The sequence below is a fragment of the Kitasatospora sp. NPDC058243 genome, from assembly GCF_042882025.1.
Taxonomy (GTDB): domain Bacteria; phylum Actinomycetota; class Actinomycetes; order Streptomycetales; family Streptomycetaceae; genus Kitasatospora.
Map to the genome: position 1 here is coordinate 86,666 of NZ_JBHVWW010000011.1, position 23,527 is coordinate 110,192.

The 23,527-nt window shown below is 72.2% G+C and carries 19 protein-coding genes and 1 tRNA gene; 17 read left to right on the top strand and 3 right to left on the bottom strand.

Translation table 11 applies throughout. The features are described from left to right. The first annotated feature begins 315 nt into the window (after positions 1 to 315). Complete coding sequence (locus ACFVX9_RS10725; RefSeq protein ID WP_380373820.1) at positions 316 to 1,296, top strand: class I SAM-dependent methyltransferase; 981 nt, start codon at positions 316 to 318, stop codon at positions 1,294 to 1,296. Between the two features lie 125 nt (positions 1,297 to 1,421). Here the strand turns inward: ACFVX9_RS10725 and ACFVX9_RS10730 are convergent, their stop codons facing one another. Next, entirely contained in the window at positions 1,422 to 3,095 is a 1,674-nt protein-coding gene (locus ACFVX9_RS10730) for an APC family permease (RefSeq protein ID WP_387981343.1), read from the bottom strand. Positions 3,096 to 3,453: 358 nt separating this feature from the next. Next, positions 3,454 to 3,538: transfer RNA gene (locus ACFVX9_RS10735), tRNA-Leu, on the bottom strand. Between the two features lie 384 nt (positions 3,539 to 3,922). On the opposite strand from ACFVX9_RS10735, the gene ACFVX9_RS10740 reads away from it, so the two are divergent. Continuing rightward, a complete protein-coding gene (locus ACFVX9_RS10740; RefSeq protein ID WP_380485295.1) occupies positions 3,923 to 4,465 on the top strand; it encodes an ATP-binding protein in 543 nt (180 codons plus the stop codon). A gap of 32 nt (positions 4,466 to 4,497) precedes the next feature. On the opposite strand, the gene idi is transcribed toward ACFVX9_RS10740, so the two are convergent. Then, entirely contained in the window at positions 4,498 to 5,154 is a 657-nt protein-coding gene (gene idi, locus ACFVX9_RS10745) for an isopentenyl-diphosphate Delta-isomerase (RefSeq protein WP_079136034.1), read from the bottom strand. A gap of 516 nt (positions 5,155 to 5,670) precedes the next feature. Here idi and ACFVX9_RS10750 point away from each other — a divergent pair. The 15 genes from ACFVX9_RS10750 (at position 5,671) to ACFVX9_RS10820 (ending at position 23,344) form a co-directional block, all read left to right on the top strand. Then, the gene (locus tag ACFVX9_RS10750; protein ID WP_380485270.1) at positions 5,671 to 6,426 is read left to right on the top strand and encodes a sugar phosphate nucleotidyltransferase; all 756 of its coding nucleotides are present in this window, start codon (positions 5,671 to 5,673) and stop codon (positions 6,424 to 6,426) included. Continuing rightward, positions 6,414 to 7,475, top strand: coding sequence for an iron-containing alcohol dehydrogenase family protein (locus tag ACFVX9_RS10755; protein ID WP_063350092.1), 1,062 nt, complete (start codon positions 6,414 to 6,416; stop codon positions 7,473 to 7,475). Before ACFVX9_RS10750 ends, ACFVX9_RS10755 begins: the two co-directional genes overlap by 13 nt. Positions 7,476 to 7,566: 91 nt before the next feature. Then, positions 7,567 to 8,304, top strand: coding sequence for a CDP-alcohol phosphatidyltransferase family protein (locus tag ACFVX9_RS10760; RefSeq protein ID WP_387981375.1), 738 nt, complete (start codon positions 7,567 to 7,569; stop codon positions 8,302 to 8,304). After that, positions 8,301 to 9,200, top strand: a complete 900-nt coding sequence (locus ACFVX9_RS10765) for a glycosyltransferase family 2 protein (protein ID WP_063350093.1) — start codon at positions 8,301 to 8,303, stop codon at positions 9,198 to 9,200. Before ACFVX9_RS10760 ends, ACFVX9_RS10765 begins: the two co-directional genes overlap by 4 nt. 136 nt (positions 9,201 to 9,336) lie before the next feature. Beyond that, complete coding sequence (locus ACFVX9_RS10770) at positions 9,337 to 10,278, top strand: ABC transporter permease (RefSeq protein ID WP_380373811.1); 942 nt, start codon at positions 9,337 to 9,339, stop codon at positions 10,276 to 10,278. Beyond that, positions 10,271 to 11,080 carry an ABC transporter ATP-binding protein gene (locus ACFVX9_RS10775; RefSeq protein ID WP_063350095.1) on the top strand — a complete coding sequence of 270 codons (810 nt, stop codon included), beginning with the start codon at positions 10,271 to 10,273 and terminating at the stop codon, positions 11,078 to 11,080. The genes ACFVX9_RS10770 and ACFVX9_RS10775 overlap by 8 nt, the downstream gene beginning before the upstream one ends. A 259-nt stretch (positions 11,081 to 11,339) precedes the next feature. After that, complete coding sequence (gene hpnC / locus ACFVX9_RS10780) at positions 11,340 to 12,320, top strand: squalene synthase HpnC (protein ID WP_387981376.1); 981 nt, start codon at positions 11,340 to 11,342, stop codon at positions 12,318 to 12,320. A gap of 41 nt (positions 12,321 to 12,361) precedes the next feature. Then, a complete protein-coding gene (gene hpnD / locus ACFVX9_RS10785) occupies positions 12,362 to 13,219 on the top strand; it encodes a presqualene diphosphate synthase HpnD (RefSeq protein WP_063350097.1) in 858 nt (285 codons plus the stop codon). Positions 13,220 to 13,361: 142 nt separating this feature from the next. Further along, a complete protein-coding gene (hpnE, locus tag ACFVX9_RS10790) occupies positions 13,362 to 14,798 on the top strand; it encodes a hydroxysqualene dehydroxylase HpnE (protein ID WP_380373808.1) in 1,437 nt (478 codons plus the stop codon). Between the two features lie 224 nt (positions 14,799 to 15,022). Beyond that, on the top strand, positions 15,023 to 16,111 hold the full coding sequence (locus tag ACFVX9_RS10795) for a polyprenyl synthetase family protein (RefSeq protein WP_079136360.1): 1,089 nt from the start codon (positions 15,023 to 15,025) through the stop codon (positions 16,109 to 16,111). Between the two features lie 64 nt (positions 16,112 to 16,175). Continuing rightward, positions 16,176 to 18,203, top strand: a complete 2,028-nt coding sequence (gene shc / locus ACFVX9_RS10800; protein ID WP_387981378.1) for a squalene--hopene cyclase — start codon at positions 16,176 to 16,178, stop codon at positions 18,201 to 18,203. Continuing rightward, entirely contained in the window at positions 18,200 to 18,880 is a 681-nt protein-coding gene (locus ACFVX9_RS10805) for a hypothetical protein (RefSeq protein ID WP_063350099.1), read from the top strand. The genes shc and ACFVX9_RS10805 overlap by 4 nt, the downstream gene beginning before the upstream one ends. Before the next feature lie 2 nt (positions 18,881 to 18,882). Continuing rightward, positions 18,883 to 19,911: an adenosyl-hopene transferase HpnH gene (gene hpnH, locus ACFVX9_RS10810; protein WP_063350100.1), complete on the top strand. Its 1,029-nt coding sequence runs from the start codon at positions 18,883 to 18,885 to the stop codon at positions 19,909 to 19,911. Between the two features lie 126 nt (positions 19,912 to 20,037). Next, positions 20,038 to 21,948 carry a 1-deoxy-D-xylulose-5-phosphate synthase gene (gene dxs / locus ACFVX9_RS10815; RefSeq protein WP_380485275.1) on the top strand — a complete coding sequence of 637 codons (1,911 nt, stop codon included), beginning with the start codon at positions 20,038 to 20,040 and terminating at the stop codon, positions 21,946 to 21,948. Next, positions 21,938 to 23,344 (top strand): aspartate aminotransferase family protein, encoded by a 1,407-nt coding sequence (locus tag ACFVX9_RS10820; RefSeq protein ID WP_380373800.1) that lies wholly within the window; start codon positions 21,938 to 21,940, stop codon positions 23,342 to 23,344. Before dxs ends, ACFVX9_RS10820 begins: the two co-directional genes overlap by 11 nt. The last annotated feature ends 183 nt before the right edge of the window (positions 23,345 to 23,527 follow it).

The following is a 23,527-nucleotide window of genomic DNA, read 5'->3' on the forward strand; positions in this document are numbered from 1 at the left end:
CGATCGGCGCGCGGCGCGACCGGCCGGCCGTGGTCCGCCGTCGCGGGACACCGGACGAACCGTCCCGAAGGCTCCGCGTTCACCCTCCGGCAGCGAAACGACGGTCCGCGAAAATCATTGCGCGAAAAGCTCCTCACGCCTGCGGGCACCGCTGTAGATTGCAGCGAACTCAGCGGTGAGGCACTACTGTTGCCAGTGGTTCGTAGTGGTGCACATGGTCCGGGACCAGCGCGTCCCACGGTCGGGCGGGGGTTTCCACCGGGCTGAGGTCTGGCTCAAATCCGCAGGTCATCCGTACCGCATAAGGAGCATCCCGTGACCGATGCCGCGTTGAAGGACGAGTCGCAGCGGCCTGCCGAACCAGCCGTGCTGGAGGACGTTCCGGGCTGGTTCTGGGACCATGACCGGCACTCGTTCGACTGGTTCATGGGACGGCAGGAGAAGACCGGGGTCACCGGCGACCTGCTGGAGATGGGCGCGTACCTGGGCCGCAGCGCGATCGTGATCGGCGAGCACCTCCAGCCCGGCGAGTCCTTCACCGTCTGTGACCTCTTCGACTCGGACGCGCCGGACGACGAGAACGCGGCCGAGATGGACACCTCCTACCGGAAGTCGCTGACCCGCTCGGCCTTCGAGGTCAACTACCTCGCCTTCCACGAGGAACTGCCGGAGATAATCCAGGCCCCGACCTCCGCCCTGGCCGGCGGGCGGATCGCGGCGGGCACGTTCCGCTTCATCCACATCGACGCCTCGCACCTGTACGAGCACGTCGTGGGCGACCTCCAGGTGGCCCGGGTCGCGCTCCAGGACCAGGGTGTCGTCGTCCTGGACGACTACCGCTCGCAGCACACCCCGGGCGTGGCCGCCGCGACCTGGGGCGCGGTCTTCAACCACGGGCTCAAGCCGATCATGTTGACCGAGTGCAAGTTCTACGGCACCTGGGGGGATCCGGAGCCGTTCCAGCGCGACCTGCTCGACCGGGTGGACCTCGCCTCCGGCTGTTACCTCAGCTCCGAGACCTTGAACGGGCAGCAGGTGCTCCGGATGACCGGCGACTCGGACGGGATCGGCGCGTTCCGCCCCTCCCGCCACCACCGGCGGCTGGCCGCCGAGGCGGCCCGGGACGAGGCCTCGCAGTCCCGCCGGGCGGTCCAGGAGGAGGCCGCCCGCGACCTCGCCGCCCGCCGGGCCCGCGCCGCCGAACTGCGCCGCCCGGCCAATGTCGCCAAGCGCGCCGCCCGCGACCTGCTGCCCCCGGTCGTCACCTCCGTCATCCGCCGCGCCCGCCGCGGCTGACGGCCGCCCGCCGACGGCCGACGGGTCCGACTGTCACCCGATACTCGGCCCCGCCCTGTCCCGCCCCGCCAACGCCGAAGGGCCGGTCGACGAACTCGACCGGCCCCTCGGTGTTGCGCGCTCCCTCAGGCCCGCGAGGCCTCCCGCGGCTCCTGGCCGGAGCCCGCAGAGCCGTCGGAGCCCTCGGCGGCCGCGGCCTCCTCGGCCAGCTCGCGCCGGACGGCGGCCAGGGACGGGTTGGCCCAGGCGCTGGCGACGCCCCAGTGGTAGAAGGCCAGTGCGATGGCCGCGACGACCAGCAGGTCCCAGCCCTCGGGCAGGTAGCCCTGGCCGCCGAAGTCGGTGCTGCCGGCCCAGGAGACGCCGGCCATCACGAACAGGTACGCGACCATCCAGGCGCCCGCCTTCAGGTGCGGCTTCAGCTCGGCCCACGGCTTGCGCAGCTCGTACCAGGCCCAGATCGGCAGACCGGCGGCCATCAGCAGGATGACCTTGCCGGTGAGCGGCCAGCGGGCCCAGTACAGGACCAGCGAGCCGAACACCATCGCCACGGGCGCGATGACCGGCATGGCCCGCAGCCGGACCGGCCGGGGCAGGTCCGGCGCGAGGCGGCGCAGCGCCATCACGGCGACCGGGCCGGTGACGTACGAGATCACGGTGGCGACCGAGACGATCTCGGCCAGCGAGCCCCAGCCGCGGAAGACCGCGAGGAACAGGAAGGCGACCACCAGGTTGAGCACCAGGGCCGGGCGCGGGATGCCGGTCTTGGCGTCGACCTTGCCGAAGATCTTCGGCAGGTGGCCGTTCTCCTGCACGCCGTGGATCATGCGCGAGGTGGTGGCGGCGTAGATCATGCCGGTGCCGCTGGGGGAGACGAAGGCGTCCGCGTACAGCAGCAGGGCGAGCCAGTTGAGGCCCCAGACCATCGCGAGGTCGGCGAGCGGCGAGGTGTAGGCGAGGCTGCTCCAGCCGTGCGACAGGTCGGCGGCCGGGATGGCACCGATGAAGGCGATCTGCAGCGCGACGTAGATCACCAGGGCGATCAGGATCGAGCCGATGACGGCCTTGGGCAGCGACTTGCCGGGGTTGCGGGCCTCGCCGGCCAGGTTGAGCGGGGACTGGAAGCCGTTGAAGGCCCAGACGATGCCGGACACCGCGACGGCGGTGAACACGGCGCTCCAGCCGTTCGGCGCGAAGCCGCCGTGGTCGGTGAAGTGGGCGGTGTCGAAGTGGGCGAACAGCAGCGCGCCGGCGGTCAGGGTCGGGACGATGACCTTGAAGACGGTGATCGCCGTGTTGGTCTTGGCGAACATCGTGATGGCGAACCAGTTGAGGATGAAGTAGCCGACCAGCAGCACGCTGGCCAGTGCTACCCCGCTCAGGGTGAGTTCCTTGCCGTTGTACAGCCCCTGTGCCCAGCCGAAGTGCCAGGAGCTCATGTACTGGACGGAGGCGGTGGCCTCGCCGGGGATGACCGAGACGATGGCGATCCAGTTGGCCCAGGCGGCGAGGTAGCCGGCCAGCGAGCCGTGCGAGTACTGGCCGTACCGGACCATGCCGCCGGCCTTGGGGAACATCGACCCGAGCTCGCTGTAGGTGAGCGCGATGGTCAGTGCCACGGCGGCCCCGATCACCCAGGCCAGGATCGACGCGGGGCCGGCCAGCCGGGCGGCGCGCTCGGCGCCGAACAGCCACCCGGATCCGATGATCGATCCGAGCCCCACGGCGGTGAGGCTGATGGTGCCGAGCGATCGCCGGTAGTTCTGATGTGATGCCGTCGGAGACTCTGGCTCACTCAACGTATCGGTCCTCTCGCTCGGGATTTCATCGGGTGGTGTCGTGGTTTTTACGCTGGTTTCCGGACAAACGGAGACAGCCTATGGGGCCAAAACGGGCGAATACCTCAAGGGAAGCTCAAACTGTCCGATCGTTGCCATCTCGTGTCCGCTTTCCGGGTCACGACAGCCGCAGAAGTCGCCTGGGTCACAGCGGTTGCGGGGGTCGCGAGCGCCGCAGTGGCCACCCGGTCCGCACGGAGAACCCGAGAGAACCTGCGAGAACCCGAGAGGACCCGGAAGAACCCGTGGATGGCGACGGCACGCCGGGAAAAAGAAATTCCCCGCGGGTTCCTTTCGGATCCCACGGGGAATTCGGTTGTGTCCGAGGGGGGACTTGAACCCCCACGCCCGATAAAGGGCACTAGCACCTCAAGCTAGCGCGTCTGCCATTCCGCCACCCGGACAGGGTGTGTGCTTCGGGGTTTTTCTCGCCCCCTCGGCGACAGAGAGAACATTACCAGGGTTCTGGAGTGCTTCTCACCTGCGTTTCCCCGGGTGGGGGGATGTCCGGGTCGGTCGGGGTGGTCGGGCTGGCTGGGATGGGTCGCCACGGTGCGCGAACCCCGGCCGAAGCGGTGGCGAGCGCGAAGGAAACGGTCGACCCCGGCGGCGGGCGCGGTCCGTTCCGGCCGGAAGCGGTCCGACACGGGCAAGTTGTCGACGGTGCCACGGTCCCGGCGGTGCCTCTCCTAGCCTCTGTGGATCGAGGGCGCCATGAGCGGAACGCCTGATTCCCGGGTCGCGGACACTCCCGGGTCGCGGACGAAGGGCGGCTGGACGTGGAGCAGATCAGCGGGGCGGCGAAGGCCGAGCCGAGACGCGCCGGACCGGAGCGCGTACCCGCCGAGCCGAGACGCACCGGGCCGGAACGCACCGGGCCGGAACGCGCACCCGCCGGACCGGTCGAGGGCGTGTGGCGCTTCCCGGTGCCGGCCGAGGAGGCCTCGGTGCCGCTGACCCGGCACGCGGTCCGTGACCGCCTGCTGGCCCAGGGGATGGCCGGGGTGCGCTACCAGGAGCTGGTGGACGACGTGCTGCTGATCGTCTCGGAGCTGGTGAGCAACGCGGTGACGCACGCGGCGAAGCTGTCGCCGGAGGTGACGACCGAGCTGGCGGTCCGCCGGGGCTGGGTCCGGGTGTCGGTCGAGGACGGTGACCCGTACCGGCCGAAGGCGCTGGAGAGCGACACCGGGCGGACCGGTGGCCGCGGCCTGCTGCTGGTGAAGAGCGTGACGTTGCAGGCCGGCGGGGTGTGCGACGTGGAGCGGACGGGGGAGGGCGGCAAGGTCATCTGGGCCTCGCTGCCCGTCCCCCCGGAGACCGACGACTGAGCGCCGCGGGCCCGCCGACCGGTCCCGCCCGCCTACCAGTCCCGCCCGGCGATCTCCCGGATCCCCGGCAGCGCCGCCTCGAAGACCGTCTCGAACCACACCGAGAACGGCCGCTCGGCGCGCAGCTCCCGCAGTTCCTGCGCGGTCACGAAGGCGTAGTCGTCCACCTCGTCGGGGTTGGGCTCGACGGGCGCGGTCACCAGCCCGACGAACAGGTGGTTCCACTCCCGCTCGATCAACCCGGTGGCCTCGTCCGGCAGGTCGTAACGGACCGTACCCGCCTCGCAGAGCAGCGCCGGCGCGATGCCGAGCTCCTCGGCGGTGCGGCGGGCGGCGGCGACGAACGGCGGCTCGTCCGGGTACGGGTGGCCGCAGCAGGTGTTCGACCAGACGCCGGGGGAGTGGTACTTGCCGAGTGCCCGCCGCTGGAGCAGCAGCCGCCCCTGGCGGTCGAAGAGGAAGACCGAGAACGCGCGGTGCAGCCGGCCGGGCTGCTGGTGTGCCCAGTGCTTCTCGGCGGTGCCGGTGGTGACGCCCTCGTCGTCGACCAGTTCCAGCAGGATCTCGGGACCGGCGCCGGCGGTCCCGGTCGAGGCCCCCGGGGCGACCGTCACGTCCGTCTCGACGTCGAGACCGGTGTCGATCTCGGAGTCGAAGTGTGTCGGGTTGGTCGGCAGGCTCTGGGGCATGGGGCCTCTTTCGGGAGGGGGGAGCAACGGAAGCATCGGGGTACGTCCGGTACACCGGGTGCAGCGGACGCAGCGGGGGCACCGGCGCCGGCGTCGGGCTCCAGTCTGCCGTATGGGTGGCGGTGGGGACGGGTCCCACGCACAACCGGGCGGATCATGACTGTCCGCAGGTCGATTCCGGGCACAGATGGGTCCAAGTCGCTCCCGGAAGGGTCATCGGAATAGCAGAATTGTTCGGCATTCGTTCGAGTCGCGTTCGATCACCGCTTCGCCCCCTCGTTCGATCATCGCCTCGCCCCCGCGTTCGATCACCGCTTCGCCACCCTCCCGTCACCTCGCGGCCCCCGGCCGCGTTCGGGTCGGCCGCCCGGGTCGCCTACCATCGCTTACGGCACGGTGCCCGCACTCGCGGCGGCACCGGCGCGCCGATTCGCGGCCCGGCCGGACGGAAAGCCGGTGCCCCGGCACCCCGCGCGCACCGCCCCGCGCACCGCACGACGGATCAGGAGACCCCGCATGATCGGCCTCGTTCTGGCAGCCGGCGCCGGCCGCCGGCTGCGCCCGTACACCGACACCCTGCCCAAGGCGCTGGTGCCGGTCGACGGGGAGCGGACCGTGCTGGACCTCACCCTCGGCAACTTCGCCGAGGTCGGCATCCGCGAGGCCGCGATCGTCGTCGGCTACCGCAAGGAGGCGGTGTACGACCGCAAGGACGCCCTGGAGAGCAAGTACGGCGTCAAGCTCCACCTGGTCGAGAACGACAAGGCCGAGGAGTGGAACAACGCGTACTCGCTCTGGTGCGCCCGCGAGCTCTTCGCCGAGGGCCTGCTGCTGGCCAACGGCGACACCGTGCACCCGGCGTCCGTGCAGCGCACCATGCTGGAGGGCAACCAGCGCCTCGTGGAGGCCGGCACCGCCCCCGGCATCCTGCTGGCCCTCGACACGGTGAAGAAGCTCGCCGACGAGGAGATGAAGGTCGTCGTCGACCCGGCCGCCGGCATGCGCCGCATCACCAAGCTGATGGACCCGACCGAGGCCACCGGCGAGTACATCGGCGTCACCGTGATCAACCCCGCCGCCGCCGCCGACCTGACCGACGCGCTGCGCGCCACCTACGAGCGCGACCCGCAGCTGTACTACGAGGACGGCTACCAGGAGATGGTCAACCGCGGCCTGCGGATCGACGTGCAGCCGATCGGCGAGGTCTCCTGGGTCGAGGTCGACAACCACGACGACCTGGCGAAGGCGCGGGAGATCGCGTGCCAGTACTGACCCGGCTGGTTCCGTCGCCGCTGTTCGTCGAGGTCCGCCCGGGCGCGCTGGACGCGCTCGGCGGCATCCTCGCCGACCAGCGGCTGTCCGCCTCGGGCCGGATCGCGGTGGCGATCAGCAACGGCTCGGGCGCGGCGATGCGCCGGCGCCTGGAGCCGGCCCTGCCCGGCGCCGACTGGTACAACGTCGACGACGGCAGCCTGGACAGCGCGGTGCGCCTGGCCGAGTCGGTGCGCGGCGGACACTACGACGCGATGGTCGGCCTCGGCGGTGGCAAGATCATCGACGCCGCCAAGTACGCCGCCGCCCGGGTCGGCCTGCCGTTGGTCGCGGTCGCCACCAACCTGGCCCACGACGGCATCTGTTCGCCGGTCTCCACGCTCGACAACGACGCCGGCCGCGGCTCCTACGGGGTGCCCAGCCCGATCGGCATCATCGTCGACCTGGACGTGATCCGGCAGGCCCCGCCGCGCTTCGTGGCAGCCGGCATCGGCGACGTGGTCTCCAACATCTCCGCCTGCGCGGACTGGGAGTTGTCGCACGCGGTCACCGGCGAGCCGGTGGACGGACTGGCCGTGGCGATGGCCCGCTCGGCCGGCGAGAACCTGCTGCGGCACCCAGGTAACACTCAGGATCAGGACCTCCTCACGGCCCTCGCGGAAGCCCTGGTACTGTCCGGCATCGCGATGAACATCGCGGGCAGCACCCGGCCTTCCTCGGGTGCCTGCCACGAGATCTCGCATGCTCTGGACGTGCTGTACCCCAAGCGTTCCGCCCAGCACGGCGAACAGGTCGGCCTCGGCGCCGCGTTCGCCAGCTTCCTGCGGGGCGAGCGCGAGCTGACCGGTCTGATCGTGGAGCGCCTGGCGAGCCACGGGCTGCCGGTGACCGCAGCTCAGATCGGTTTCACCGAGGCGGAGTTCACCGACGCGGTGCACTACGCTCCGAACACCCGCCCGGGGCGCTTCACCATCCTTGAGCACCTCGACCTCTCCCCCTCAGCAATCAGGGACGCGTACGCCGACTATGTCCAAGCCGTCAACAGCTGACCCCTCCACCACGGGCGCCGAGCGGCCCCCGGTGGACCTGACCCGCCGGCCCTCGATCGAGGAACTGCGCGCGGTGATCCACCCGGAGGGCATGCTCCAGCGCCGCAGCGCCGAGCACTGGGCCGGGCGCCTGTACATGCGGCGGATCTCGCTGCGGATCACCCGCGTGCTCTCCACCGTGACGGCGATCACGCCGAACGGCCTGACGTACCTGATGATGTTCACCGGCGTCCTGGCCGGCGTCGCGCTGGTCGTACCGGGCATCGCGGGCGCGGTCCTGGGGGCCCTGCTGATCCAGGTCTACCTGCTGCTGGACTGCGTGGACGGCGAGGTGGCCCGCTGGCGCCGGCAGACCTCGCTCACCGGCGTCTACCTGGACCGGGTCGGCCACTACATGTCCGAGGCGGCCCTGCTCACCGGGCTGGGCCTGCGCGCCACCGACCTGCTGCACCGCGAGGGCGGCGGCTCGCACTGGGAGTGGGCGTTCCTGGGCACGCTGGCCGCGCTCGGCGCGATCCTGATCAAGTCCGAGACGGACCTGGTGGACGTGGCCCGGGCCCGCAGCGGCCTGACGGCGGTCGAGGACAGCGCCTCGGTGCCGCGCTCGTCCTCGGTGGCCAAGGCCCGCCGGGCGGCCTCCTTCCTGAAGTTCCACCGCCTGGTCGGCGCGGTCGAGGCCTCGCTGCTGATCCTCGCGGCCGGGATCGCCGACGCCGTCCACGGCGGGCTGTTCTTCACCCGGATCGCGGTGGTCGCGCTGGCGGCGATCGCCATGCTGCAGACCGTGCTGCACCTGCTGAGCATCGTCCTCTCCAGCAGGCTGCGATGAGCGCCCCGACCAGCGCGGAGAGCTTCCGCCTCGGAGCCGTCATCATCACCATGGGCAACCGCCCCGAGGAACTGGCCGCCCTGATCGACTCGGTGCGCGCCCAGGAGGGCGCGGCGGTCGAGCTGGCCGTGGTGGGCCAGGGCGCCGAGCTGCCGCCGCTGCCGGAGGGCGTGCGCAGCGTCGAGCTGCCGGAGAACCTCGGCATCCCGGGCGGGCGCAACGTCGGCATCGAGCTGTTCGGCCGCGACGGTCGGGACGTGGACGCCGTCCTCTTCCTGGACGACGACGGGCACCTGCCGCGCACCGACTCGGCCCGCCTGCTGCGCGAGGCCTTCACTGCCGACCCGGAGCTGGGCATCGTGGCCTTCCGGATCGCCGACCCCGACACCGGCGTGACCCAGCGCCGGCACGTCCCCCGGCTGCGCGCCAGCGACCCGCTGCGCTCGTCCCGGGTGACCACCTTCCTGGGCGGCGCGACCGCCGTGCGCTGCGCGGTGTTCGAGCAGGCCGGGCAGCTGCCCGCGGAGTTCTTCTACGCCCACGAGGAGACCGACCTCGCGTGGCGCGCGGCGGACGCCGGCTGGGCCATCGACTACCGCGCGGACGTGGTGCTGCACCACCCGACGACCTCGCCCGCCCGGCACGCCACCTACTTCCACAACATTGCCCGTAACAGGGTTTGGCTCGCCAGACGGAACCTTCCGGCCCTGTTGGTGCCTCTCTATCTGGGAACCTGGTTCCTGCTGACCCTGGCCCGCCGCCCCTCCTCGGAGGCGCTGAAGGCCTGGTGGGGCGGGTTCCGGGCGGGCTGGCGCGAACCCTGCGGTCCGCGGCGGCCCATGCGATGGCGTACCGTTTGGCGATTGACCAGGCTGGGCCGGCCACCGGTCATCTGATCGAATGATCGATCGCTGCGGCCGGTGACCACACACCGGCCGGACTCTCCCCGTGATCCAGTGGATCCCCATCGGCGCAAGGCCGGCGGACCCCCGTCGACCGGCCGCCCCGACCGATCCCGCGTGAAGGACGAATGTGTCGACAGTGAGTGAACCCGTCAGCCTCTCATCCCCCAGGGGGGTAGACGCGGGCCTGACCCCCAAGCAGCTTGCGGACAAGTACGGCCTGGCCGTGAGCGGCAGGCGGCCCGGCCTGATTGCCTACACCAAGCAGCTCTGGGCCCGGCGCCACTTCATCTGGGCCTTCGCCACCGCCCGCCTGGTGGCCCAGTACACCGACGCCAAGCTCGGCCAGCTGTGGCAGGTCGTGACGCCGCTGCTGAACTGCGCGGTGTTCTACCTGGTCTTCGGTGTGATCCTGAAGAGCAAGGACAACTTCCCGCCGGACACCTACATCGCCTGGCTCTGCATCGGTGTCTTCGTCTTCCAGTTCACCCAGAACGCGGTGCAGTCCGGCACCCGGGCGATCGCCGACAACCTCGGGCTGATCCGCGCGCTGCACTTCCCCCGGGCCTCGCTGCCGATCGCGTTCACCGTGATCCAGCTCCAGCAGCTGCTGATCTCGATGGTGGTGCTGGTCGGCACCGTGCTGGTCAGCGGCATCAAGCCGGGCCGGACCTGGCTGCTGATCATCCCGGCCCTGGTGCTGCAGATGATGTTCAACACGGGCATCGCCCTGGTCATGGCGCGGCTCGGCTCCAAGACCAGCGACATCTCCCAGCTGATCCCCTTCGTGATGCGGGCCTGGATGTTCCTGTCCGGCGTGATGTTCAGCATCCAGGACAAGATCCAGGAGTGGCCCAAGTACATCCAGACGCTGATGGCCCTCAACCCGGCCTCGGTCTACATGGACCTGCTGCGGCACGCCTTCGCGCCGATCATCTACAACAAGCACCAGCCCTCGTACCAGGAACTCCCGCTCCACCAGTGGACCTACGCCATCGGGTGGGCGGTCGTGATGTTCGTGATCGGATACGTCTTCTTCTGGAAGGCCGAGGAGGAGTACGGCCGTGGCTGACGTCGAACTGAGCAAGCTGGACACCGTCAGGGACGCGGATGTCGCCCGCGAGCCCACCGTCGTCGTCGACGACGTGCACATCGTCTACCGGGTGCACGGCGCAGGCTCCGGCAAGGGCAGCGCCACCTCGGCGATGAGCCGCATCATCAGCCGCAAGCGCTCCGCGGGCGTGCGCGAGGTGCACGCCGTGCGCGGCGTCAGCTTCACCGCCTACAAGGGCGAGGCGATCGGCCTGATCGGCTCCAACGGCTCCGGCAAGTCGACCATGCTGGCCGCCATCGCGGGCCTGCTGCCGACCGAGAAGGGCGGCATCTACACCAACGGCCAGCCCTCGCTGCTGGGCGTGAACGCGGCGCTGATGAACGAGCTCACCGGTGAGCGCAACGTCATCCTCGGCTGCCTGGCGATGGGCATGGCGCCGGCCGACGTGCGCAGCCGCTACGAGGACATCGTCGAGTTCTCCGGCATCAACGAGAAGGGCGACTTCATCTCGCTGCCGATGCGCACGTACTCCTCCGGCATGGGCGCCCGCCTGCGCTTCGCCATCGCCGCCGCGAAGACCCATGACGTGCTGCTGATCGACGAGGCGCTGGCCACCGGCGACCAGGCGTTCCAGCAGCGCAGCAAGAAGCGGATCGACGAACTGCGCAAGTCCGCCGGTACGGTCTTCCTGGTCAGCCACGACAACAGCTCGATCCGCGAGGTTTGCGAGCGGACGATCTGGATCGAGGCCGGCGAGCTGATCATGGACGGTCCGACCGAAGAGGTCGTCGGCCGCTACGAGCGCGGCGAACGCCCGTAATAACAAGCCGTCCAGGGGGCCGGTTCCGGGGATTTCCGGGGCCGGCCCCCTGTTCGTGCGCCCCCGCCGGTACCCCGGGTGGCCCGCCGCCGCGGGGGTGAGCGCCCCCGTGCGCCGGGCGGGGCGCTCTTCTCCGGCGCGCCCCGTGGTGTCAGGCTGTATGCGCGGGGGCGGTGTGCCGGAGGTGGCGCCCCCGCTCGGACGCGTGTCCGAGTCGGGCCGGTGATGCCCAGCGGTGTAGAACGGGGGAGTGACAGCAGTGTCGGCTTCGGCCCAGCCCAGAGATACGTCGGTGAACCGCTCCGCGGGGGAGACCCTGGACAAGGCGGGCGCGGAGAACTTCCCGGTCGCCCCGTTCTTCCTGCCCGCGGCCTGGCGCGACGACCTGATGGCCGTCTACGGCTACGCCCGGCTGGTCGACGACGCCGGCGACGGCGACCTGGCCGATCCGGCCGCCACCGCCGCCCTGCTCGGGGTCGAGGCCACGCCTCCCGCCACTCCTTCGGCCCAGTCCGGCCCGCCGAGTCCGCAGGAGGTCGCCTTCCGCCTCGCACTGCTGGACGGACTGGAGCGCGATCTCGACCGGGTCTTCGAGGCGGCGCTCCACCCGGGAGCCTCCGAGGGCCCCCGCCACCCGCTGCTGCGCAGCCTCGTCCCGCTGGTCGACCGGCACGGGCTCACCCCGGAGCCGTTCCGCCGCCTGATCGTGGCCAACCGGGTGGACCAGACCACCACCCGCTACGCCGGCTACGACGACCTGATCGGCTACTGCACCCTCTCCGCCGACCCGGTCGGCCGCCTGGTGCTGGCCATCGCCGGCGTCGCCACCCCCGAGCGGATCGAGCTGTCCGACGCGATCTGCAGCGCCCTCCAGGTGGTCGAACACCTTCAGGACGTCGCCGAGGACCTCGCCCACGGGCGGATCTACCTCCCCGCCGAGGACCTCGCCCGGTTCGGCGTCACCGAGGCGGACCTCGCCGCCCCCACCGCCAGCGGCCCGGTGCGCGAGCTGATCGCCTTCGAGGTGCAGCGGGCCCGCACCCTGCTCGACCGCGGCGCGCCATTGGTAGGTACGGTTCGGGGGAGGCTTCGACTGCTCCTGGCGGGATTCACCGCCGGCGGGTACGCGGCCCTGGCGGCCATCGAGGACGCCGGGTACGACGTGCTCGCGCAGCAGGCGAAGCCGGACAAGCGCCGCCTCGCAGCGAAGGCGGCGGCAATCTTCGCGAAGGGAAGGTGAACGCCCGAGTGGCGGCATCACCACTGGCGTCGGCCCAGGTCATGGCGGCGTACCGGTACTGCGAGGCAGTCACCGGACTTCAGGCACGCAACTTCAGCTACGGCATCCGGTTGCTGCCCGAACCCAAGCGGCTGGCCATGTCGGCCCTCTACGCCCTGGCCCGCCGGGTCGACGACATCGGCGACGGGGACCTTCCGTCCGACCGCAAGGCCGAGGCGCTGGTGCGCACCCGGGAACTGGTGGACGAGGTCCGCGCCGGGGTGGTCGCCGAGGACGACACCGACCCGATCAAGGTCGCCCTGGCCGACGCGGCCCGGCGCTTCCCGATCCCGCTCGGCGGCTTCGACGAACTGATCGACGGCGTCGAGATGGACCTCAAGGGCGCCGAGTACCAGACCTACGAGGAACTGAAGGTCTACTGCCGCTGCGTGGCCGGCTCGGTCGGCCGGCTCTCGCTCGGCGTGTACGGCTGCGACGACCCCGAGCGCGGCGCCGGCTACGCGGACACCCTGGGCCTGGCCCTGCAGCTCACCAACATCCTGCGCGACCTGCGCGAGGACGCCCTGAACGGCCGCACCTACCTGCCCGCCGAGGACCTGGCCCGGTTCGGCTGCGAGCAGGGCTTCGCGCTGCCCAGGCCGCCGGTCGGCGCCGACTTCACCGGCCTGGTGGCCTTCGAGGCCGCCCGCGCCCAGGCCGCCTTCGAGGAGGGCCTGCGGCTGCTGCCGATGCTCGACCGCCGCAGCCGGGCCTGCACCGCCGCGATGGCGGGGATCTACCACCGGCTGCTCGGCCGGATCGCCGCCGACCCCGAGTCCGTCCTGCGCGGCCGGGTCTCGCTGCCGGGCTGGGAGAAGGCGTACGTCGCGCTTTCCGGGCTCGCCGGGGGGCGTTCTTGATTCTCACCGCAGTTCTGTCACGCTGTGTCAGCGGGGAATCACAAGCGGGCAGAGCAGTGTTGACCAGGACCGGGCCGGTCACGAGCGTGCCGGCCGGAGCGACCGCCGCAGGGCGGTCCAGCAATCGCGAGGGGGAGGGCCGATGACCGGGCGAGCCGATGCCGCGCGCCCGGCCGCCGTGGTGGTCGGCGGCGGCCTGGCCGGGATCACCGCCGCGCTGCGGCTGGCCGAGGCCGACCACCGGGTCACGCTGGTCGAGGGGCGGCCCAGGCTCGGCGGGCTGGCGTTCTCCTTCCAGCGCGGCGAGCTGACCGTCGACAACGGCCAGCACGTCTACCTGCGCTGCTGCACCGCCTACCGCGGCCTGCTGGAGCGGCTCGGCGCCGCCCGGCTGGTCCACGTACAGGACCGGCTGGACGTCCCGGTGCTCTCCGTCGCCGGGCCGGACGCGGCCCCGGTGCGCACCCTCGGGCGGCTGCGCCGGGCCGGCCTGCCCGTCCCGCTGCACCTGGCCGGCAGCCTCGCCCGCTACCCGCACCTCGGGCCGGCCGACCGCGCCCGGGTGGTCCGTGGCGCGCTGGCGCTCCAGGGCCTGGACCTCGCCGACCCGGCACTGGACGAGATCTCCTTCGGCGAGTGGCTGCGCCGCAACGGGCAGAACGCGAACACCCTCGCCGCCCTCTGGGACCTGGTCGGCGTCGCCACCCTGAACGCCCGGGCCGACCAGGTGTCGCTGGCGTTGGCGGCGATGGTCTTCAAGACCGGCCTGCTCTCCGACCCGGGCGCCTCCGACATCGGCATGGCCGCCGTCCCGCTCGGCGTGATCCACCACGACCGGGCGCTCGCCGAGCTGGAACGCGCCGGCGTGAAGGTGCTGCTGCGCGCCCGCGTGACGGAGCTCAAGCCGGCGGTGCCCCAGCACGCCGTCCATCTGGAAGGCGGCGCGGAGCCGCTCTCCGCCGAGACCGTCGTGCTGGCCGGCGCCCAGGACAGCGCGGCCGCCCTGCTGCCCCCGAACGCCCTCCCCGGCCAGGACCGGCTGGCCGACTTCGGCACCGCGCCGATCCTCAACGTGCACGTGGTCTACGACCGCAAGGTGCTGCGCCGGCCGTTCTTCGCCGCCCTCGGCTCCCCGGTGCAGTGGGTCTTCGACCGCACCGCGCACTCCGGCCTGGCCGGCACCGGGCTCGGCCGGGCCCACCCCGGCGCCCAGTACCTGGCGCTCTCGCAGTCCGCCGTCCAGGACGAGATCGACCTGCCGGTCGCCGAGCTGCGCCGCCGGTACCTGCCGGAGCTGGCCCGGCTGCTCCCGGCCGCCGCCGGGGCCGAGGTGCTGGACTTCTTCGTCACCCGCGAGCGCACCGCCACCTTCGACCCGGCGCCCGGCAGCGCGCTGCTGCGCCCGTCGGCCCGCACGGACGTCCCCGGCCTGCTGCTGGCCGGCGCGTGGACGGCCACCGGCTGGCCCGCGACCATGGAGGGGGCCGTGCGCAGCGGCCACGCCGCGGCCGACGCGGCGCTCGCCGCGGCCGGCAGCCGGCTCCCGGTGGACCGGGGCGACGGGAGGTGGCCCCGGTGACGGCGGGCGCCGCCGGGGACCCCGCCAGAGCCGGCGGGCCTCCCGTCGACCGCACCGGCGGGAACGACACCGGCCGCACCGGCGGCACTGACAGCGGTGACACCGGCACCAGCCGCACCGACCCGAGCCGCATCGACACCGGCCACATCGACACCAGCCGCACCGACAGCGCAAGCACCCGGCCGCCCCGGGCGGTCCGGCACCACGAGGGAGAGGGAACGCACGTGGAGTCACGCACCGGCATCGCCGTCGGAGGCACGGCGCACGCCGAACCGGTCTCGGTGCCGGAGCTGCTGGCCCGCAGCCGCACGCTCTGCACCCCGCCGCTACGGTCCGCCGTCGCCCGTTTGGCCGCACCGATGGACACCGTCGCCGCGTACCACTTCGGCTGGATCGACCGGGACGGCACCCCGGCCAAGGGCGACGGCGGCAAGGCCGTGCGCCCCGCCCTGGCCCTGCTCTCCGCCCGGGCCACCGGCGCCGCCGCCGAGGTCGGCGTGCCGGGCGGGGTCGCGGTTGAACTGGTGCACAACTTCTCCCTGCTCCATGATGATCTGATGGACGGTGACGAGACCCGGCGGCACCGGGCCACCGCCTGGACGGTCTTCGGTCCGGCCCAGGCGATCCTGGCCGGCGACGCCCTGGCGACGCTCGGCACGGAGGTGCTGCTCGACGCCGCGGTGACCGGCGGTACGAGCCCCACCGACGCCGCGCGTGCCGTCCGGCTGCTCACCACGGCGACCCGCCGACTGATCGACGGCCAGGCCATGGACGTCGCCTTCGAACAGCGCGACAGCGTCACCGTCGCCGAGTGCCTGGAGATGGAGGGCGGCAAGACCGCGGCGCTGCTGGCGGCCGCCTCGGCGATCGGCGCCGTCCTGGCCGGGGCCGACGACAAGGTCTCCGAACCGCTCCAGCGTTACGGCCACCACCTGGGCCTGGCCTTCCAGGCGGTGGACGACCTGCTCGGCATCTGGGGCGCCACCGAGGTCACCGGCAAGCCGCACTGGGGCGATCTGCGCCAGCGCAAGAAGTCCCTGCCGGTCGCCGCCGCGCTGGCCGAGGGCGGCGCGGCCTCGCGCCGGCTCGCCGAGCAGCTGGCCGACCCGAAGGGCCGCGGCGAGGAGGGCGAGCCCGAGCTCGCCGCCCGGGCCGCGCTGATCGAGGAGGCCGGCGGCCGCGCCTGGACCCAGGAGGAAGCCCGCCGCCAGCACACGACTGCCCTCGCCGCCCTGGACGAGGTGCCCATGTCCGACGAGGTGCGCGAGCACTTCGTCGCACTCGCCGAATTCGTGGTGGTACGAGAGAGGTGACGTTACGTTGACAGCAACCGCGGACGGCCGGCTCGACCCTGAGTACGATTCCGAGCCGGTCGCGGTGGGCGACCGCCCCCCGACCCTCCTGGGCGCCGGGCGGTGGCAGCCCGAAGACACCGACCAGCTCCGGCCGGCCGGTGAGGCGGACCTCGGAGCGGCCGACGCGCGGGAGGCACTGGCCCGCGCCACCACCCACCTGCTCTCGCTGCAGAGCTCCGAGGGCTGGTGGAAGGGCGACCTGGAGACCAACGTCACCATGGACGCCGAGGACTTACTGCTGCGGCAGTTCCTCGGGATCCGGACCGAGGACCAGACCAAGGCCACCGCCGAATGGATCCGGTCCCAGCAGCGGGAGGACGGCACCTGGGCCACCTTCCACGGCGGGCCGGCCGAACTGTCCACCACCGTCGAGGCGTACGTCGCCCTCAAACTCGCCGGCGACGACCCCGAGGCCCCGCACATGGTGGCCGCCGCGCGGTACGTCCGCTCCGCCGGGGGCATCGCGGCCGCCCGGGTCTTCACCCGGATCTGGCTCGCGCTCTTCGGCTGGTGGCCCTGGGAACGGCTCCCCGAGATGCCGCCCGAGATCATCTTCCTGCCCAAGTGGCTGCCGCTGAACATCTACGCCTTCGGCTGCTGGGCCCGCCAGACCATCGTCCCGCTGACCGTCGTCTCGGCCCACCGCCCCGTCCGTCCGGCGCCCTTCCCGCTCACCGAGCTGCACACCGACCCGGACCACCCCTACCCCGACCGGCCGCTCGCCCCCGCCACCAGCTGGGACGGCCTCTTCGAGCGCCTCGACAAGGTCCTGCACGCCTACCACCACCGAGCCCTGCGCCCGCTGCGCCGGCTCGCCGTCTCGCAGGCCTGCCGCTGGATCGTCGAACGGCAGGAGGCCGACGGCTGCTGGGGTGGCATCCAGCCGCCCGCCGTGTACTCGCTGATCGCCCTGCACCTGGAGGGCTACGAGCTGGAGCACCCGGTGATGCAGGCCGGACTCTCCTCCTTCGACCGCTTCACCGTGCACACCGAGGACGGCCGGCGCTGGCTGGAGGCCTGCCAGTCCCCGGTCTGGGACACCTGCCTGGCCACCATCGCGCTGGTCGACGCCGGGCTGCCGGCCGACCACCCGGCGCTGGTCTCGGCCGTCGACTGGATGCTCGGCGAGGAGATCCGCAAGGACGGCGACTGGTCCGTCCAGCGGCCCACGCTGGCCCCCGGCGGCTGGGCCTTCGAGTTCGAGAACGACACCTACCCCGACATCGACGACACCGCCGAGGTGGTGCTCGCGCTGGGCCGGGTCGACCACCCCGACCCGGCCAAGGTCGATGCGGCGATGGACCGCGGCGTGCTCTGGAACCTCGGCATGCAGTCCAAGAACGGCGCCTGGGGCGCCTTCGACGTCGACAACACCAGCACGCTGCCCAACAAGCTGCCGTTCTGCGACTTCGGCGAGGTGGTCGACCCGCCGTCCGCCGACGTCACCGCCCACGTGGTGGAGATGCTCGCCGAGACCGGCCGGGCCCGCGACCGGCGCACCCGGCGCGGCGTCGAGTGGCTGCTGCACAACCAGGAGGCGGACGGCTCCTGGTTCGGCCGCTGGGGCACCAACTACATCTACGGCACCGGCTCGGTGCTGCCCGCCCTGGTCGCGGCCGGCGTCCCGGACGAGCACCCGGCGATCCGGCGCGCCGTCCGCTGGCTGGAGGACCGGCAGAACACCGACGGCGGCTGGGGCGAGGACATGCGCTCCTACGAGGACCCGGCCCGTTGGGCCGGGCGCGGCGACTCCACCGCCTCGCAGACCGCGTGGGCGCTGATGGCGCTGCTCGCGGCCGGCGAGGGCCCGGACGGCCGGGCCAACCCGGCGGTGGAACGCGGCGTGGACTGGCTGGTGCGCACCCAGCTGCCCGAGGGCACCTGGGACGAGCCGCAGTTCACCGGCACCGGCTTCCCGTGGGACTTCTCCATCAACTACCACCTGTACCGGCTGGTCTTCCCGGTCACCGCGCTCGGCCGCTACCTGCACGGCAGCCCCGCCCTCGGCCGCCGCAACGGCGACACCCCGGCGATCGGGGCGGCGCGGTGACCACCGCCCCGCTGCTGGTGCTCTGCGCGCTGGGCCCCGAGGTCTGGGCGCTGCGCGGTGGCGACTGGCGCGGCGCGGCCGGCGGGCCGCCGGTGCTGGTGCGCACCGGCATGGGCCGGCGGCGGGCCGCGCTGACCGTCCGTCGGTTGCTCGGCTCCGCCCCCGGCGGCTACGGCGCGGTCGTGGTGGCCGGCTTCGGCGCCGCGGTCGGCCCGGGCGTGCTGCCGGGCGACATCGTGGTCGCCGACGGCGTGCGCGACGCGGAGGGGCACCTGTACCCCGTCGACTCCGGGCCGGAGCTCGCCAGGGCCCTCAAGGAACTCGGCCTGACCGCGCACGCCGGGGTGCACCACACCGCCGACCACGTCGTCCGCGGCCTCGAACGGCGCGCCCTGCACCTCCAGGGCGCGCTCGCCGTCGACATGGAGGCCGCCGCCGTGCTGGCCGCGCTGCGGGAACGGCGGCCGACGCTGCCCGCCGCCGTCCTGCGGGTGGTCGTGGACACCCCCGAGCGCGAACTGCTGCGGCCCGGCACCCTCCCGGCCGGGGTGCGTGCCTGGCGGACCCTGCGGGCGGCGGTACCCGCCCTGGTCGACTGGTACCGGCAGGAGTCCCGGCCCGGCCCCGCGGACCTGAACCACCCCACATCCTCGACGCTCCCCCAGGAGGCGAGCTAGCCATGGCCATGCCGTTGCGCCAGACCGTGCGGGTCGGCACCTACCTCATGCAGCAGAAGCTGCTCAAACGCCGGGACAAGTTCCCACTGATCGTCGAACTGGAGCCGCTGTTCGCCTGCAACCTCGCCTGTGAGGGCTGTGGCAAGATCCAGCACCCGGCGGGTGTGCTGAAGCAGCGCATGCCGGTGGCCCAGGCGGTCGGCGCGGTCCTGGAGTCGGGTGCCCCGATGGTCTCGATCGCCGGCGGCGAGCCGCTGATGCACCCGCAGATCGACGAGATCGTCCGCCAGCTCGTCGAGCGCCGCAAGTACGTCTTCCTCTGCACCAACGCGCTGCTGATGCGCAAGAAGATGGACAAGTTCAAGCCCTCGCCGTACTTCACCTTCGCCGTGCACATCGACGGCATGCGCGAGCGGCACGACGAGTCGGTGGCCAAGGAGGGCACCTTCGACGAGGCGGTGGCGGCGATCAAGGAGGCCAAGCGGCGCGGCTTCCGGGTCACCACCAACAGCACCTTCTTCAACACCGACACCCCGCAGACCATCATCGAGGTGCTGGACTTCCTCAACGACGAGCTCAAGGTCGACGAGATGATGATCTCCCCGGCCTACGCCTACGAGAAGGCCCCCGACCAGGAGCACTTCCTCGGCGTCGACCAGACCCGGGAGCTCTTCCGCAAGGCCTTCGCCGGCGGCAACCGGAGCCGCTGGCGGCTCAACCACAGCCCGCTCTTCCTGGACTTCCTGGAGGGCAAGGCCGACTTCGAGTGCACCCCCTGGGGCATCCCCAACTACTCGCTGTTCGGCTGGCAGCGGCCCTGCTACCTGATGGCCGACGGCTACGTGCCCACCTACCGCGAACTCGTCGAGAAGACCGACTGGAGCAAGTACGGCCGCGGCAAGGACCCGCGCTGCGCCAACTGCATGGCGCACTGCGGCTACGAGCCGACCGCCGTACTCGCCACCATGGGCTCGCTCAAGGAGTCGCTGCGCGCCATCACCGAGACCATCGGCGCCAACCGCGGCCACTGAGCCGGTCGTTCGACCGCGCCACCGCTCCCGAGGACACCCCGTCCGGCCCGGGCCCCGCGCCCGGGCCGGCCCCGCCCCCGCCGGGCGGCGGTACCGCCGCGCCACTCCGAGTCGTGAGGTGTACCCATGTCACTGCTCTCCAGCGTCACGTCACCGGCCGAACTGCGAAAGCTTCCGGCGGCCGAACTCCCGCTGCTCGCCGACGAGATCCGCGCGTTCCTGATCGACGCCGTCACCCGCGCCGGCGGCCACCTCGGGCCCAACCTCGGCGTGGTCGAGCTGACCATCGCCCTGCACCGGGTCTTCGACTCCCCGTACGACCGGATCGTCTTCGACACCGGCCACCAGAGCTACGTCCACAAACTGCTCACCGGCCGCCAGGACTTCTCCCGGCTGCGGATGAAGGGCGGGCTCTCCGGCTACCCCTCGCGCGGCGAGTCCGAACACGACCTGGTCGAGAACTCGCACGCCTCCACCGCCCTGTCCTACGCCGACGGCCTCGCCAAGGCCGCCCGACTGCTCGGCCAGCACGACCGGCACACCGTCGCGGTGATCGGCGACGGCGCGCTCACCGGCGGGCTCGCCTGGGAGGCGCTCAACAACATCGCCGAGGCCCGCGACCGGCCGCTGGTCATCGTCGTCAACGACAACGAGCGCTCCTACGCCAAGACCATCGGCGGCCTCGCCAACCACCTGGCCACCCTGCGCACCACCCAGGGGTACGAACGCTTCCTCGCCCTCGGCAAGGGCGCGCTGCAGCGCACCCCGCTCGTCGGCCAGCCGATCTTCGACGCGCTGCACGGGGCCAAGAAGGGCTTCAAGGACGCCTTCGCGCCCCAGGGCATGTTCGAGGACCTCGGGCTGAAGTACCTCGGGCCGATCGACGGCCACGACCTCGGCGCCGTCGAACAGGCGCTGCGCCAGGCGCGCAACTTCGGCGGCCCCGTCATCGTGCACTGCCTCACCGTCAAGGGGCGCGGCTACCGGCCCGCCGAACAGGACGAGGCCGACCGCTTCCACGCCGTCAACCCGATCGACCCGTACACCTGCCTGCCGATCTCGCCCAGCGGCGGAGTCTCCTGGACCTCGGTGTTCGGCGACGAACTGGTCGCGCTCGGCGCCGAGCGGCCCGACCTGGTGGCGATCACCGCGGCGATGCTCCAACCGGTCGGCCTGGCCCGCTTCGCCAAGGCCTTCCCGGAGCGCACCTTCGACGTCGGCATCGCCGAGCAGCACGCCGTCACCTCCGCCGCCGGCCTCGCCACCGGCGGCCTGCACCCGGTCGTCGCCGTCTACGCGACCTTCCTGAACCGGGCCTTCGACCAGGTCCTGATGGACGTCGCCCTGCACCGGCTCGGCGTCACCTTCGTCCTCGACCGCTCCGGGGTCACCGGCAGCGACGGCGCCTCGCACAACGGCATGTGGGACATGTCGATCCTCCAGGTCGTCCCGGGCCTCAGGCTCGCCGCCCCGCGCGACGCCGACCAGCTGCGGGCCCAGCTGCGCGAGGCCGTCGACGTCGAGGACGCCCCCACCGTGGTCCGCTTCCCCAAGGCCACCATCGGGCCCGCCGTGCCGGCCGTCGAGCGGATCGGCGGGATGGACGTCCTGCTGCGCACCGGCCGGCCGTCGGAGATCCTCCTGGTCGCGGTCGGCACCACCGCCGCCGCCTGCCTGGACGCCGCCCGGCTGCTGCTCGCCGAGGGCTTCACCGCGACCGTCGTCGACCCCCGCTGGGTCAAACCGGTCGACCCGGCCCTGCCGGAACTGGCCGCCGCCCACCGGCTGGTCGTCACCGTCGAGGACAACGGCCGCACCGGTGGCGTCGGCGCCGCCGTCGCCCAGACGCTGCGCGACGCCGACGTGGACGTGCCGGTGCGGGTGCTCGGCCTGCCGCAGGAGTTCCTCGGCCACGCCGCGCGCGGGGAGATCCTGGAGGAGACCGGCCTGACCGGCACCGGAGTCGCCGCCCAGACCGCCGTCTTCGCCAAGAATCTGCTACCGAACCGAGGAGCGAACCAGCGCCATGCCGGCTGACCCCGACCGCACCGCCGCCAGCTTCGACCTCGCCGCGCTGATCGCCGAACGCGGCGCCGAGCGGTACGAGCTGCACGGCCGCCACCTCAACCCGCAGCTGCCGCGCATGCTGCACACCATCGGCTTCGACAAGTACTACGAGCGCGCCAAGGGCCCGTACTTCTACGACGCCGAGGGCAACGAGTACCTCGACATGCTGGCCGGCTTCGGCATCTTCGCGCTGGGCCGCCACCACCCGGTCGTGCGATCGGCGATCCAGCAGGTGATGGACCTCGACCTGCCGGACCTGGTCCGCTTCGACTGCTCGCCGCTGCCCGGGCTGCTCGCCGAGCGACTGCTCTCGTACGCGCCCGGGCTGGACCGGGTGTTCTTCGGCAACAGCGGCACCGAGGCGGTGGAGACCGCGCTCAAGTTCGCCCGGTACGCCACCGGCCGCAGGCGCGTCCTGTACGCCGACCACGCCTTCCACGGGCTGACCACCGGCTCGCTCTCCGTCAACGGGGAGAGCGGTTTCCGCAAGGGCTTCGATCCGCTGCTGCCGGACACCGCCATCCCGCTCGGCGACCTCGGCGCGCTGGCCAGGGAGCTGAAGCGCGGCGACGTCGCCGCCCTGATCGTCGAGCCGATCCAGGGCAAGGGCGTCCTGGCGCCGCCGCCCGGCTGGCTGCGTGCCGCGCAGGCCCTGCTGCACGAGCACAGGGCGCTGCTGATCTGCGACGAGGTGCAGACCGGGATCGGCCGTACCGGCGAGTTCTTCGCCTACCAGCACGAGGAGGGCGTGCTGCCCGACCTGGTCTGCGCGGCCAAGGCGCTCTCCGGCGGCTACGTGCCGGTCGGGGCGACGCTCGGCAAGAGCTGGATCTTCGAGAAGGTGTACTCCTCGATGGACCGGGTGCTGGTGCACTCGGCCAGCTTCGGTGCCAACGCCCAGGCGATGGCGGCCGGACTGGCGACCCTGGAGGTGATGCGCGAGGAGAAGGTGGTGGAGAACGCGCGTCAGGTCGGCGATCAGTTGCGCGAGCGGCTGGCCGCACTGGTCGACCGGTACGAGCTGCTCGCCGAGGTGCGCGGCCGGGGTCTGATGATCGGCATCGAGTTCGGCCGGCCCAAGTCGCTCAAGCTGCGCACCGGCTGGACGGCCCTGCAAGCGGCGCGCAAGGGGCTGTTCGCCCAGATGGTGGTCGTCCCGCTGCTCCAGCGGCACCGGATCCTGACCCAGGTGTCCGGTGACCACCTGGAGGTGATCAAGCTGATCCCGCCGCTGATCATCACGGAGCGCGACGTCGACCGGTTCGTGGACGCCTTCACCGACATCATGGATGACGCGCACCGGGGGAGCGGGCTGATGTGGGACTTCGGGCGGACGCTGGTGAAGCAGGCGGTCGGCAGTCGCTGAGCTGGTTCTGGGCGGGTGCTCGGCGGCGGTGCGGGAGTGTTGCGGGAGTGTTGCGGGAGTGGGGAGGGGGGCGGGGCGCCCTCCCCCCCCGCAGAAGCCCCTCCCGCGGGGGGGGGAGGATCCTGGGTAAGCGTTTCTCTTTCCCCCCTTTTTTCCTCCCAATGGGAGCAATCCACACCAAGT